General features: G+C 40.7%; 11 protein-coding genes. 2 read left to right on the forward strand and 9 right to left on the reverse strand.

What is annotated here, in order from left to right:
- Positions 1–15 precede the first annotated feature (15 nt).
- From TOL2_RS23815 to TOL2_RS17430, 5 genes are all read right to left on the reverse strand, one after another.
- Entirely contained in the window at positions 16–2,700 is a 2,685-nt protein-coding gene (locus tag TOL2_RS23815) for a hybrid sensor histidine kinase/response regulator (protein WP_014958607.1), read from the reverse strand.
- Positions 2,701–2,883: 183 nt separating this feature from the next.
- Positions 2,884–5,232 carry a methyl-accepting chemotaxis protein gene (locus TOL2_RS17415; protein ID WP_051012448.1) on the reverse strand — a complete coding sequence of 783 codons (2,349 nt, stop codon included), beginning with the start codon at positions 5,230–5,232 and terminating at the stop codon, positions 2,884–2,886.
- A 180-nt stretch (positions 5,233–5,412) separates the two neighbouring features.
- Entirely contained in the window at positions 5,413–5,778 is a 366-nt protein-coding gene (locus TOL2_RS17420) for a response regulator (RefSeq protein WP_014958609.1), read from the reverse strand.
- A gap of 211 nt (positions 5,779–5,989) precedes the next feature.
- Positions 5,990–7,804, reverse strand: coding sequence for a sigma-54-dependent Fis family transcriptional regulator (locus TOL2_RS23820; RefSeq protein WP_014958610.1), 1,815 nt, complete (start codon positions 7,802–7,804; stop codon positions 5,990–5,992).
- Between the two features lie 222 nt (positions 7,805–8,026).
- Positions 8,027–8,848 (reverse strand): nitroreductase family protein, encoded by an 822-nt coding sequence (locus TOL2_RS17430; RefSeq protein ID WP_014958611.1) that lies wholly within the window; start codon positions 8,846–8,848, stop codon positions 8,027–8,029.
- Positions 8,849–9,275: 427 nt separating this feature from the next.
- Between TOL2_RS17430 and TOL2_RS17440 the strand changes: the two genes are divergently transcribed.
- Positions 9,276–9,779, forward strand: a complete 504-nt coding sequence (locus tag TOL2_RS17440; protein WP_014958612.1) for an acyl-CoA thioesterase — start codon at positions 9,276–9,278, stop codon at positions 9,777–9,779.
- A gap of 91 nt (positions 9,780–9,870) precedes the next feature.
- Here the strand turns inward: TOL2_RS17440 and TOL2_RS17445 are convergent, their stop codons facing one another.
- Entirely contained in the window at positions 9,871–10,413 is a 543-nt protein-coding gene (locus TOL2_RS17445) for a CBS domain-containing protein (protein WP_014958613.1), read from the reverse strand.
- Positions 10,414–10,691: 278 nt separating this feature from the next.
- Between TOL2_RS17445 and TOL2_RS17450 the strand changes: the two genes are divergently transcribed.
- Positions 10,692–11,357, forward strand: coding sequence for a small multi-drug export protein (locus TOL2_RS17450; protein ID WP_014958614.1), 666 nt, complete (start codon positions 10,692–10,694; stop codon positions 11,355–11,357).
- Positions 11,358–11,360: 3 nt separating this feature from the next.
- Here the strand turns inward: TOL2_RS17450 and TOL2_RS17455 are convergent, their stop codons facing one another.
- The 3 genes from TOL2_RS17455 to TOL2_RS17465 are packed head-to-tail and all read right to left on the reverse strand — an operon-like array spanning position 11,361 to position 14,376.
- Positions 11,361–12,362, reverse strand: a complete 1,002-nt coding sequence (locus TOL2_RS17455; RefSeq protein WP_148278143.1) for an electron transfer flavoprotein subunit alpha/FixB family protein — start codon at positions 12,360–12,362, stop codon at positions 11,361–11,363.
- Positions 12,359–13,192: an electron transfer flavoprotein subunit beta/FixA family protein gene (locus TOL2_RS17460; protein WP_014958616.1), complete on the reverse strand. Its 834-nt coding sequence runs from the start codon at positions 13,190–13,192 to the stop codon at positions 12,359–12,361. Before TOL2_RS17460 ends, TOL2_RS17455 begins: the two co-directional genes overlap by 4 nt.
- Positions 13,193–13,227: 35 nt before the next feature.
- Entirely contained in the window at positions 13,228–14,376 is a 1,149-nt protein-coding gene (locus tag TOL2_RS17465; RefSeq protein WP_014958617.1) for an acyl-CoA dehydrogenase family protein, read from the reverse strand.
- Between the last annotated feature and the right edge of the window lie 381 nt (positions 14,377–14,757).

Genomic DNA, 14,757 nt, shown 5'->3' on the forward strand with positions numbered 1-14,757 from the left:
CCCAGGCTGCTTGGATCAGTTGGGCATCTGCTGATGCTTATTGTCATTGAGTACTTCGCGTATCTTTTTTGCAAGTTTTTTCCTTACAATCGGTTTCAATAAAAAACCTTTAATACCAAGAGCCATGGCCTTTTCAGCAAACATGGTCTCACTGAACCCGGTACAAAGCAAGACAGGAATATCAGGACGTATTCGGATCAATTCAACTGCAAGTTTATCTCCAGGCAAATTTGGCATTGCCATATCAGTGATAACCATGTCAAATTTATCAGGATCATCACGAAAAGCATTCAGGGCTTCACGGCTGTCGGAAAACGGTGTAACCTTATACCCCAACCTTTCCAGCATTTGTTTTTCCATTTTAACAATCTCTTTTTCATCATCCACCAGCAAAATTTGTTCCACTCCGGTCGGCATTGCCTCATGGGTTTGAGTTGTATGCTGTTCAAAACAACTGTCTTCCAAAGGAAAATAGAGTTTAAATTCACTTCCTATGCCGGGCTCACTGTAAACATGAATGGCACCCCCCATGCTTTTAACAATTCCATGCACTGCAGAAAGTCCCATTCCAGTACCTTTTCCCTGTTCTTTGGTAGTAAAAAACGGGTCAAAAATTTTACATATCAACTCTTTGTCCATCCCTTCACCTGTGTCGGCAACCATGAGACATGCATAAACACCCGGAGTTATATCAGGCGCTATAATATTATGCTCATCTGATTCCACCTCCTTTAAAACGACTGTCAGGTCCCCGCCTTTTTTTTCCATGGCATGAAATGCATTGGTTGTAAGATTCATCACAATCTGGTGAATCTGTGTGGGATCAGCTTTAATCACACCGCATTCAGGCCTGATATCATGCTTGATATTAATGGTTGCCGGGATTGAAGACCGGATAAACTTTAACGCTTCCTTGACAATCGGTTGAATCTTCATGGGGTGTAATTGATTCATTTCCTGACGGGAAAAGGTAAGAATCTGTTTTACAAGTTCACCGGCTCTCAATGCACTGCTGTAAATTCCGTTCAGGCCGTTGCGGAACGGACTGTCTTCCGGAGCATCCTCCAGCAGCATTGTTGCATGACCCAGGATGGGAAAAAGAATATTGTTAAAATCATGGGCAATACCACCTGCAAGCGTGCCAATGGCTTCCATTTTCTGGGATTGCTTGAGCATGGTTTCCATTTTTTGCAGTTGAGTAACATCCCTGAACACATTCAATGAGGAGATGGAGCCGTCATTATTCACAAGGGGAGTTGAAGAGATATGATATGAACAATTATCTTTGGGACTGACCACATCAAACTCATTGGTATTGCCGTTTATAACGTTTTCATGATTGCACCACGGGCATTTTTCATCAAAACCGTGAATCGCCTTGAAACAATATTCTCCGGTTGCATCACGACCTGTTCTTGTGATCATGGTTGGGTTCATATATTCAATGATCAAATCCTTGGAACCCTTATATATCGGTTCTTTCATTGATTCCATGATAGCTTGATATTTCTTTTCACTCTTTTGCAATCTATTTTCCGCGCGCTTTAGCCCGGTGATATCCATAAATATGGTGGCGAAATATCCTTTTTTAGGCGAATAGGCCACAACCTGATACCATTTTGACAGTACTTCAGAAAAAAGTTCAAAACTGATTTCTTCTCCGGTTAATGCCACTTTTCCATATTTGCCGATCCAGTCGGCAGTATCGGCCTGGGTACCTGGAAGCACTTGAGTTACTGTTTTGCCGATAATATCATTACGGTTCAGCCCTGTTTGTTTTTCAAAAGCTTTGTTCACTTCAACAAACCGGTAATCCACAGGTTGGTTGTTTTGGTTGAGAATAATTTTATGTAACGCAAAACCATCCATCATTTTCTCAAATAACAACCTGTATTTTTCTTCACTTTTTGTCTGGGCAATTATCTTTTCATTGATTGCCAAAGCCATTTGATTAAAACTTTGTGCGAGAACAACATACTCATAAAAGCCCTTTTCCTTAACTTTTTTATCAAACTGACCGGAAGCTATTTTTGAGGTTTCAAAGGCAAGGATATTCAACGGCACAGACAGCATTCTTGCAAGAATATAACTGAGTATCAGTCCGGCAAGCAAAAAACCTGCGCCAAAAATTATTGACTCTTTCAGACTACGTCTGAGCAACCCATCCACCCTTGACAGCTTCATACCTGCACCAAACAGATATGGCCTGCCGTGACTGTCCACAAAAGGGATGAGAACCACCTGAATCTTCCCCCATTTATCCATATGCTGCTGATACTGTGGTTTTTGAGTTAAAAAGGCGGTTTCATATAATTCAGGATTTGTATGACTCTCAAAAAATTTGGCATGATTTTCATTATTTGTAATTTTATCAGGAGATGTCGAGGAGGTGAAAACAATTTCTCCATTGATTTTCATCAGGCTCCAAAGGTACTCCATCTCCAATTCAACACAAAGCTCATTATATCTGTTAACAATTTCATTAAATCTTTTTTTTGCCACAGAAGCGGCATCAACGATACTGTCATGATAATCACGGGGCAAAGTGGCCCTGGCCATCATGGCAGCAGTATAAAGTTGTTTATCAATACCATTAATCAGCATGGTCCGCTGCCTGAGATAACTTTGATATGAGGATGCGCCTGAAAATAATATGACAAGGAGCAGCATCAATGCAAAAATTCCATATTTAATCTTCATGCCTCCTCCCTTTTTCCCTTTATTTATATCCCAATGGCCTATCCGGTCTTAATGCCTGATCTTAATATCAGAAGTCCGTGTATCATATTTTTTTTTACCTAACAATTTTATAAATCTTATAAAATGCAGGACAGGATGGAGCCGTAACCATCCCGCCTTAATTATACAATTGATTTGAATATGCTAAAAATCTTTAAAATCATCGTCATCAAACGGAATGATCTGTTCCGGTTTAACCTCTTTTGGATGGTAAACCGACGTTTGTTTGTTTCCGGAACCGGACAATTGCAAATGCCGGGAAGATGTTTTCACTTGTTTATTTCTGCCCGTACTGATATTCTGTTCTTTTTTGCCCGTAACCATCATCACCAGTTCACCCACATAATCTCTTAGCTGATCAGCCTGGCCATTCATTTCTTCAGCCGCAGAAGCGGATTCTTCTGCATTGCCGGCATTTTGTTGAACCACTTTGTCCATTTCTGAAATAGCCACGTTCACCTGCTCTATTCCATTGGCCTGTTCACCAGACGCATCTGAAATTTCAGCGACAAGATCTCCAACCTTGACAGCAGTGTCTGCAACCTTGGCAAAGGCTTCACTTGTAGTTGATACGAGTTCTGACCCGTCACTAACTTTTTTAACAGTGCCTTCAATAAGTTCAGCCGTGTTTTTTGCCGCATCCGCCGCCCTCATGGCAAGATTTCTTACTTCGTCTGCCACAACCGCAAACCCTGCCCCTGCTTCTCCTGCCCTGGCAGCTTCTACAGCGGCATTAAGGGCCAGCAGATTAGTCTGAAAAGCAATCTCATCAATGGTTTTTATAATCTTAAAGGTTTCTTCACTTGCCTTGGAAATATCTTCCATTGATCTTTTCAACTGTTCCATTGAGTTATTTGCCGTAATAACAACATGGTTGGCATCTTTCATAAGGGTATCGGCATGGTTTGAACTCTCAGCATTTTTCTTTATCATGGAAGACATCTCTTCCATTGAGGATGATGTTTCTTCTATGGAAGCAGCCTGCTGAGACGAACCTTCCGCCAAGGACTGGCTTGATGAAGACACCTGGCCTGCTGCTGAAGCCACCTGATTGGCGCCCTCGCTCATCCCAAGAGTAATTTTTTGCAACACAACGATAATTCCCCTGGCAATAACAAAAGCCAGAAAAATCGCGGCAAAAATAGCCGCAACCGAAACAATTGCCACATTTCTTTTGGTTATGGTAGCAGCTTCCAGCATGGCCTGATCTGTGAGCATATGTTTTTTAACTTCCTGACGTAATTCATTAAGAATCGTTTGAACCACTTTCAGGTTAGGCGCTGTGTGATTGGCATAAATTTCAGCCGCCTGGTACTGACCTTCAAGCATTTTCTGGGCTCTGTGTTTAAGTTTATCCAAAAGCTGCTTTGTTTCTGAAAGCATTGGCAAGGTTTCATTTTTAAAAATTTGTATGGCCTGATCGCGCCCTGCCACCAGACTGTCTTCATATTGTATTGCCTGGCCAAAAAGGCCTGAAACAATTGTAAGGTATTGAGTTGTTTCTGTATTGAAAATAATTTTTGCCTGTTTTGGATTGCCACTCAAAATGGCATCATTGATTTTAACAGCTGTCTTATGAAGGGCATCATGAGCCGGTTTTACCTTTGTAAAAATTTCTTTAAATTTGTCATCTTTTTCCATCAGTTCAACAGTTTGTTTTGATGCAAGCCATCTGCCAAAACCACATTTATCAGGATCTGTTTCCACATTAATTGTTGAGCCCGCCATAAGCCCCCGGGCTATGACGGCCGACCATTTTCTATGATCGTCAAGCCTCATGCTCAGTGTATTTCGAAGGCCTTCATTTACCTGTTTGTAAGATGACATTATTTTTTTTGCTGACGCATGCAGTTTTTTATGGGGTTCTTTAACCTGTTCAAGCAGGTGTCCAAGTTCCGTATCCGAATTTGCAGTTTTTGTGGCAGCATCGCTGTAAAGCCATTTGCCGAATTCACACATGGCATGATCAGTCTGAATATCAATATTTTTTTGATTTTCCAGTATGGACTCTTGAATAACAGATGCCCATTCAAGATGATCACTGAGCTTGCTTGCGATAAATCCGGGAAGCCCCGGGTCGGCCTGTGAATATACCATACCTATATTAATTGCAGATTCATGCAAAAGCCTATGAGGCTCCTTAAGCTTGTTTAACAGCGGTGCCAGGGAAGGAACAATGGCTTGTGCTTTCTGCCCCCCCTCACCATACAGCCATTTGCCGCAACTGCATTTGGCATGGTCTGTCTGCACATTTAGTTTGTTGACCTTGGAATCTGTTAGCAGTTTATTTACTTCACCGATCCAGTTGAGGTGATCCACTTCTTTCTGGGCAAGTTCTGCGTCAAGTGCCTTTCCTTCAATCACTTCGGATGCATTTTTTACTATATTGCCCACGCCAGTAAAGCTTATGACTCCCAGTATCATCAGACAAATTATAACAAGACTGAATCCTGTTGCAATTTTTTTCCCAATTGTTAAATTTTTCCAACTCATAATGTCTCCTTTTATGATTCTTTTTATATTTTTTTTAAAAAACAATATGATATCAAGCTTTTTCAGCTTTGCAGCCTTGTTTTGAAAAGGAATGATATTAATTACTATGGCTGTAATTGGCGAATTTTATAAAAATCAATCACTAAAAATAGATTGCGAAATATTAGAATATATGTGTTGTTAGTTATCGATTTTTTTGCTCATATGCTGAATAATACTTTTAAGCTCAACAAGAGACACCGGTTTTTCCATGTAGTACATAATTCCATGACTTCGGACTTTTTTTTCAACATCCTTGGAGCTGTAGCCGGTCATGGTAATGATATTCATACCAGACCACTCTTTTTTCATTTTTGGAATTAAATCATAGGCAACAGTATCCGGAAGAAAAATATCCATCAAAATAAGATCAAATATTTCATTTTTAATTATTTCTAAAGCTTTTTTACCGGTATCAACTACTGTTACCTTGTGTTTCCATTTCTCTATATGTAATTTCAGTAATTTTGAAATCGGCTCTGTATCTTCAATTATTAAAATTTTCATCGCGCTTATTTAATTAGCAATTAATGTACCATATAAACAATATTTTTTATATCATTGATTTTATAGAATAATTTTGTTTTTAAAGAAGATAATGCAAAATTGATACAATGGGGTTGAACCACCCCATTATTGCACATTTATAAGGATAACACATTGTAATAAAATAACAATCGCATATCGTGGGGTCAAATCGCCTCAAATGAGGCATTTTTCAGAATTTCACAATGCCGTACTTTTTAATTTTTGTGTAAAGTGTTTTTCTGTTTACCCCTAAAATCAAAGCAACCCTGCTTTGTTTCCATTGGTTTTTTTTCAAACAATGGGTAATTATTTTTTTCTCATATTTCTGAATTGCATCGTTTAAATTAAGAATCTGGCGATTCAGACTTAATTCAACTTCCTGAACAGATTCGCTCTCTCCTCTTTTTGAAAAAAAAGAATCAAACACATCAAGCTTATTTAAAACAACATATCTGTGAATAATATTCTGCAGCTCCCGGACATTACCCGGCCAATCATAATTTTCCAGTTCCGTCATTATTTGGGGAGGAATATGGGGAATGGGGTTGTTTCCACTGAATCTTCGTAAAAAATGATAAATTAAAAGCATAATATCTTCTTTTCTTTTTCGAAGAGGAGGAATATGTATTGGAACAACATTTATTCTGTAAAAAAAATCAGCACGCATGATTTTTTTTGTTACAAGATTGTTCAAATCTTTGTTTGTAGCGGCAATAACGCGTATATTCGGCTTGATAGGCATATTGCCGCCAAGTGGTGTATAACCTTCTCCGTCGAGAACCCGAAGCATTTTTACCTGCATATTCAAATTAATATCCCCGATTTCATCCAGAAACAAGGTGCCTTCATCTGCTATAGCCAGAAAACCGGACTTATCAATATTTGCACCGGTAAAGGCCCCTTTTTGATATCCGAAAAATTCACTTTCAATCAGATTTTCAGGGATTCCTCCACAATTTACAGGCAAAAAAACCTGATCCTTTCGAGACCCTAAATTATGAATTGCATTGGCTACAAGTTCCTTACCCGTACCAGACTCACCGGATATAAGAACTCCTGCATCAGAAGAAGCAACATCCAAAATAAGGTTATAAATTCTCTGCATTTGAAGACTGTGTCCGACTATATTATCAAGGCCGTAACGATTAATGTTTACAGATTTTAATAATATATTTTCCTGCTGCAGTTGTTTTTTGCTCTTTTCAAGCTCATTTTCCCTCATTTTCCGATCATTGATATCTATGGCAACAATCTGCTGAGCCACAGTTTTTCCATTGGAATCCAATCGAGGTGTACTGGCATAATAATACCATTTGTTGTCTTTCGGGCTTTTCTGCTCAAAGCTTGAAACTTCTCCTGAAAATACGCTTTTGCCACGGCACCATGGACATTTTTCATCAAGCCCGTGAATGACCTTAAAACAATTTTCACCCACCGCATTATAGCCGACATAATTGAGCAACGCGGTATTCATAAATTCAATTTGATAATTTTCCAAAACAGTATAGATAAAACCGTTAAAACTGTTGACAATCAATTTGAGAAGATTTTTGTTTTGCTTAAGTTCATCCTCTTTTTTCCGATAGGTGGTGATATCCTGAAAAATGCAATGGGTTTGCTTAAAACAACCGTATTCATCCTTTCCTACTTTACCGTTCAATGAAACAAGGATGGATGAGCCATCTTTTTTAACCATTTTCAATTCAACCCCCAAAACCTCTCCAACAGCTTTGAAACGGGGAAAATTTTCATTAAAATGATTTTTCCAGTCAGAGTGTAAAAAGTGACGAAAAGATTTTCCAATCACCTCTTCACGCAAATATCCAAGGGCCTCAAGCCAGGATGAATTCACCTCAAGAATAAGTCCGTTTTCATCCAATGACTGGTATGCAATGGGAGAACCCTCATAAAGCTTGTGTGTCCGGGACGAAGTCTCCAGTTGCAGTGCCTGCTCTAATTGCAGAACCCTTTCTTCTAATTCTTCATAGGTAGGTTTTTCAGCCATATAAAATTTCTTTTTATATTAAAACAAAAGAGCTTGATAAAAACACAAACAAAATCATTCACAACATCGGCTATTTGGGAGTGACGAAAGGCATTGCAATCAAGCCCAAATAAATGCCACGGGCAGACCTGGTATTTCATCCTGGTTTGCCCACAACAAAACATGAAAAGTCACTGTTTAGATTTTTGAAAACTTTCATATAAAAAATACTTGGTGTATGTATTAAATATGATAACGTATAACCGGGGCATTTCTTCTCGGTGCCCTGTGATACTTTAATTTTGGAAATCCCACCATGAGTACGCCATGACAGGTATGTTTTTCAGGCAGACTCAACTCCTGTGCAAGCGCTGGCCACTGGCTTGCCGCATAATTGACATAACCGGCCCAGCAGCTGCCAAGGCCGAAAGAGGGCAAGGCAAGTTCCAGGTATGCCAGTGCAGTATGACAATCTGCCGCAGCATTTCCAAACACATCGGATGCATAAGCAAACACCAGCTGAGGAGCATCCCTGCATATTTTGTCTATCCCTTTATCCCATTCGGAAATCAAAACTTCCATATTCAGTATCCGGGCAAACTTTGGACGGGTTTTGACTACATCCCGCATCCAATCGGCTACATGAGAACCTATTTTCACTACATCCGCCTTTTTATCGACTACAAGCCATTTAACGGTTTGCCGATTTGCGGCAGTCGGCGCACAGCAGGCTATGGTCAGGATTTGTTCAAAAACATCCTTTGGAACTATCTGATCCTTGTACTGCCGAACAGACCTGCGGGATCTTAAAAAATGCTCGGCATGCACTGCCGTCAGTTCCAGTTCCTTTTCAAAAGGCATGCACTGGTCCGGCGAAAGAAACCCCAGGCTAAAAGCCCCTTTCGGACAAACCGCCACGCAATGGCCGCACTGGATACAAATTTTTTCAGCCCCCTTTACCGGAACCGGCCCTTTCTCGCTCATTTTAATAATATGAACAGGGCATGCCATGGCACACACACCGTCTTTATCACATTTATCGCCATCTATTTTGAACAGGTTCACTTTCACTCTCTCTTTTTTTTGTCTTTTTTTTATATGAAATAACTTTTAACTTGCTAAAATCAAATATCTTTCATTGTTTATTGTGGCAGAATGATCTGCCATGGCCGTCATAAGGAAGTCTTAAAAAATTCACACAGAAACTTTCAATCTTTATTATGGGCAAACCTTGATGAAAGACCAAGCCCGCCCATGGCAATTATTTTACACAAAATATCATGTCCTTTTCCGAAAAGAAATATCAAAAATTTCAATCCGGTCCAACGCCAATATGCCCGGACAAGATACTTACCTCAAGAGAAATAAGGCAGACACATATATAACATCATTTCATGGCGTTATAATTCTTTAATTGACTTGAACTAATTTTGATCGGATACTGTGTCTTAAAGTAACATCATTTTTAACACAGACGGCAAAGGCGGATTCAATGAAAAAAGAAAGATACATACAGGATTCCAGCGTAATTATCTCCCGGGTCATGCTGCCCGGGGATGCCAATCCGGCAGGTATTGTTCACGGCGGTGTCATCATGAAAGAAATCGACAATGCAGCAGGTGTTACAGCAGTAAGACATACCCGAAGAATCTGCGTCACTGCATCCATAGATCGCCTGGATTTTCACAAGCCCGCATTTATAGGCAACCTTATAACTGTAAAAGCAGGCATCAACATGACGGGTAAAACATCCATGGAAATCGGGGCAAGGGTTGAAACCGAAGATCTGCTGACCGGGGTCAAGACCCACCTTGCATCTGCCTACCTGACCTTTGTTGCCTTAGATGAAAACAACCGGCCCGTAAAAGTACCTCCTCTGAAGCTTGTGACAAAAGAAGATGCCAGGAGAAACAGGGAAGCCCTTGCAAGAAGAACGCTGCGGCTGTCTGAAAAAAAAAAGGAATCAGAATGCCAGACAGACAACAGGCGGTGTTAAAGCGTTTAATCCGGTATCACAATGGTTTTGACACCATTTATATCTGCGCTGGCAACACTGTCATATGTTAAACGCACAACTCAAAACAAACTTAAATCGGACAGGCCAGCATTGCTTTTCTTACCATTTCAAACAGGTCCCCAAACCTCAGCACGCCGGTAATTTCATCTTCTTTTTTAACAATCAGCGGCTGATGGACATCCATTACGTATTTATGAAGGGCTTGTTCAAGAGAATCTTCTTCTCTTACATACTCATGAGCTTCGGGTATATGCATAACGTCTGAAACCATTAAGCCAAAACCTCTTTGACACAAGTTATACATGGGTTCACGCCACAGGTTGAAATCTTTAACTGCTTTCATTACATATTCTTTTGTCAGGGTACCGTCTTTATAATTTTTGATCAATTTTTTATAATTAGGCTCAAGTACTCTGAAAATATCAATCATGGTTACTTTTCCCACAAATTTGCCTTTGCCGTTCACCACAATTGCATCTCTGTGAGCATGTCTTGTGTTATCTTTTTTGTTTTCTTCAAGGATCTGAAAAACTTCATACAATGTATTGTTTTCTTTTATTGTCACATAATTTGAGACAGGTATCATCACCTCTTTAATCAGAATATCTTTCATTGATCCTCCAATAAAATTAGGTTTGAATTAATTTAGGTTTACCTTGTGATGAATCAAGAATCGTAAACACCGAGAACAGCAGAAACATCAATCACCTTTTTTTAACAGTATAAAACGGTTTAAAGGAAATTAAAAGGAGTTGCTTTTAAAAAGGGCCATTTTATAAAAAAAGCAACTAACCGTGGTGGATTTGAAGATTGTATCCTTCTTGACATTATTCCCGGCTTACTTTATAAGTCTCTGGCTGGAATAATGACTTTAACATTGTAAAAAAAGATATGAAAAACACCCTTTTAAATACAACCGAAGGAAGACTTCTGATAGGCGGTATTGTCTTAAGTGCGCTGCTCTTGATTCTTATCGGATTCTATGGCATCACCGAACTTCACATAGCCAAAACCCTTGTTCTTGTTTTTTTTGCCCATGCTTTTGGTGGCCGGGCCGCAGGCATTGGCCTTTGTATTCTCAATGAATTTGGTGCCCTTCCAACTATTATATACAATTTTTATATTGAAGTACTCATTGTCTGCTTCACCTATGCCGCTTTTGTTTTAAGCACCACCAATTATTTAAAGGCTGAATGGCTGACAAAATTCATGGACCGGCTGTCTGCAAAAGCTCTTGAGCAGACACAAAGAGTAAAACCCCTGGGCTGGATCGGTATTTTTATCTTTGTCATGCTTCCGCTCCCGGTGACAGGACCTGTGGTGGGCTCCATTATCGGATACATGATCAGGTTAAACCCGTTCAGAAATTTCAGTGCCACGTTTTCAGGCACCCTGGCCGCCATCATTGTCTGGTTTTACTGCTTTGATTTTTTAGAGCAGCGCTTTCACATGATCCAGTACCTGTTTGCAGCCATTATCATTATGGTATTGATTCCCCACATAAAAAAAATAAAAAATTTTATTACCGATAAAAAAACAGACAAAAAAGACAATTAAGACTCAAGTTCTGATCTTCTCTTTTATGGCCTTGATGATACCAAGGCACATCTGGTTGGCATCTGCAACAATAGCCAGATCCGCCATTTTCATCATGGTGGCATTGGGATTTTTATTGACCGCAATAATAAAATCAGCACCCATTAATGCAGACGTATGCTGAATCGCACCACTGATACCAAATGACAATAGTATTTTCGGCTTTATATTTTTCCCGGCCTGTCCCACCAAAGAGTCATGAGATGCCCATTCAGAATAGACAACAGGTCGTGTGGCCCCAACCTCAGCATTCATGAGTTCAGCCAGCTCAAAAAGCTTTTTAAACTTCCCTTTACTTCCCATGCCCCTGCCCCCGCAAATCACAATATCTGCATCTTCAATTTTTTGTTTCTCGGAAGGCCTGCGCTCGGATGTGACCAGCCGAATGGCATCCTTTGGAAGATCTTCGGGAACCGGCAGGCAAATCACTTCGCCTTTAGCATCATAATCATGGGGCAGCTCCTGGAAAGTTCCAGGCCGGATCGTTGCCATCTGCGGGCGCTGCACAGGAGTGATGATTTTTGCAATCAAATTGCCGCCAAAGGAAGGCGCAATCTGAACCAGACGCCCTTTTTCATCAAGTTCAAGATCAATACAATCGGCAGTTAAACCTGTTTTAAGCTTTTTTGCAACCCTTGGGGCAATCTCCTGGCCGAATCTTGTGGCACCCACCAGCAGGGTTTCAGGCTTATACAGTTTTACCAGCCGACTCATCAACCATGAATAGGTCTCAATAGAGTAGGTATTGAGAACAGGGTCATCCATCACAAAAACCTTTTGCGCACCATGGGCAATATATTCCGCCACATATTCATCCACATCCCTGCCAAACACAACCGCACAGACGCTTGAGCCTGTCGTTGATGCAAGATCAGCTGCCCTTGCAAGGATCTGAAGGGTTACCCTGTTTTGAAAATAATTTCTGTAATCGCCAAAAACCCAGATATCTTTATTGCTGCTCATCATGCCTCATCATGTTCATGTGTTTTAAGATCTTTGCCCATGGCAGAGCTGATAACTTTGCCATATTCGTCAAACAGCTGATCCACTAATTTTTTAACCGCACCTTTCATTACCCTGTTCTCTTTTTGAGCCGTGGGAGAGTAGACATCAACTATCCTTGTGGGAGAATCCTTTAACGCATTAAAGGACGCATCAAGCCCCAGTTGTTCAGCGTTAATTTGCCTGATGCAAGGTTTTTCAAAAGCTGTTTCCACCCCTTCAAGGGCAAGATACCTGGGTTTATAGGCACCAAGATCAATGGTCACCAATCCGGGCAGATCCATATTAAAAATTTCAAAAAAATCATCCACCTGGCGCTGAACTTCAATGGTTTGATCTTTTATCTCCACATGGTTGGCATAGGTAATGGCCGGGATATTCAACTCCTCGGCAAGCTGAGGACCGACCTGGGCAGTCTCGCTGTCACTTGTCTGTGAGCCGCACAGCACCAGATAAAACTCCTTGCATTCCTGCCGGATAAATTTTGCCAGTATATGACTGGTCAAAAAAGTGTCTGCCCCGGCCATTCTCCTGTCCGTCAGCAAAACCCCTTCATCGGCTCCCAGAGCCTGAGCCTGATGCAGTATTTCTTCGGCCATGGCAGGTCCCATTGCAATGGCACAGATATGTGCCGGTCGGCTTTCTTTGATCTGCAATGCCGCCTCAAGGGCTCTTCGGCTTGCAGGGTCCATAATTCCTTCGGCCAGGTTCCGCTTCAAAGTTCCGGTTCTGGAATCCCAGGGCAATTCCGAAACCATGGGTACCTGTTTGATACATACAATAATCTTCAACATTTGCTTTACCTTAATTCAATTGGGTTGGGACAAATTCAACTGGATTGAGACAGAATAGACCGGGCAATCACCATTTTCTGAACCTCACTGGTTCCCTCATAAATCTGTGTCACCTTGGCATCCCTGAAATATCGTTCCACGTCATACTCTTTGCTGTAACCATATCCCCCATGGATCTGGACGGCCATATCAGTCACCTCTTTTGCCGTGGCACTGCAATAAAGTTTTGCCATGGAGGCTTCTGAGGAAAAAGGTTTGTTGCCGTCCTTGCATGCAGCTGATCTGTACAGCAAAAGCCGTGATGCATCTATTTTGGTGGCCATATCAGCCAGATAATTTTGAATGGTCTGAAATTTAGACAGAGACTTGTTAAACTGCTGGCGCTCCCTGGCATAGGAGACCGAACTTTCAAAAGCTGCCTGGGCAATGCCAAGGGCTTGGGCTGCAATCCCTATCCTGCCAGTATCAAGAGCTGTCAACCCGATATTTATTCCCTGCCCCAACTTGCCCAAAAGATTTGTTTTCGGCACTTTGCAGTCCTCAAAAAACAGGGACGACACAGGGTTGGCACGCATTCCGCAAAGGTCTTCTATCTCACCCACACTAAATCCGGGCCGGTCTTTTTCCACGATAAAAACACTGGCCCGATTTTTCTTATTCTCGGTTTCAGAAATGGCAAACACCAGTATTGTACCGCACACACCACCATTGGTAACAAAAATTTTAGTGCCGTTCAACACAAATGCGTCCATAGTCTCCACGGCATTGGTTTCCACCCCACCTGCGTCAGAGCCTGCATTGGCTTCGGTAATACAAAAGGCACCAATACTGTCCCCCCTGGCCATGGCAGGTACAAATTTTTCTTTTTGCTCTGTGGTCCCGAATTTAAGGATAGGAAATATTCCCACACTGTTATGGACAGTCACACAAAGGCCTAATGCAGCTGACACCCTTGACAACTCTTCAATAGCAATGGCATAGCTGATGGTATCAAGACCTGCACCTCCATAATCTCTTGGCACCTGAAGTCCGAAAAAATTCAAGGGCTTCATTTTTTCAACAATTTCCCAGGGAAACCGTGATTCCGCATCCATAAGGGAAACATGGGGTTTGATTTCACTTTCCGCAAACTCTCTTACTGTTTTACGTATCAACTGGTGTTTCATACAGGGATTAAAATCCACGGACATACTCCATTGTTTGTTTTTTATATGATAATAGCCTTAACAAGGCGCTTAAAACTTAAAAAGGCTGCTTCTTTTGGAAGCAGCCTAATTAAGAAAAGGGAAAAAAGATGAAAAAATCAATCTTTTGTAATTTAATAAAAGCAAGGATCGTACCACACAACCTTAAAAAAACAATAAACTCAAAAACCACTTATTTTACAGTCAGTTAAAGCAATATTTTTTTTAATATGCAACTCAAGCAAAACCCTTGTTTACTTTTTCAGACATCAAAAGTTCAAAATTTTGAACCAAAACATATCATTATTTTTCATATCAACCATAACAAATTGAAATAATAATATAAAAAACCAACCAATGACAATTCAAAATTTTGAACCA

It is taken from the genome of Desulfobacula toluolica Tol2, assembly GCF_000307105.1.
Classification (GTDB): Bacteria; Desulfobacterota; Desulfobacteria; order Desulfobacterales; family Desulfobacteraceae; genus Desulfobacula; species Desulfobacula toluolica.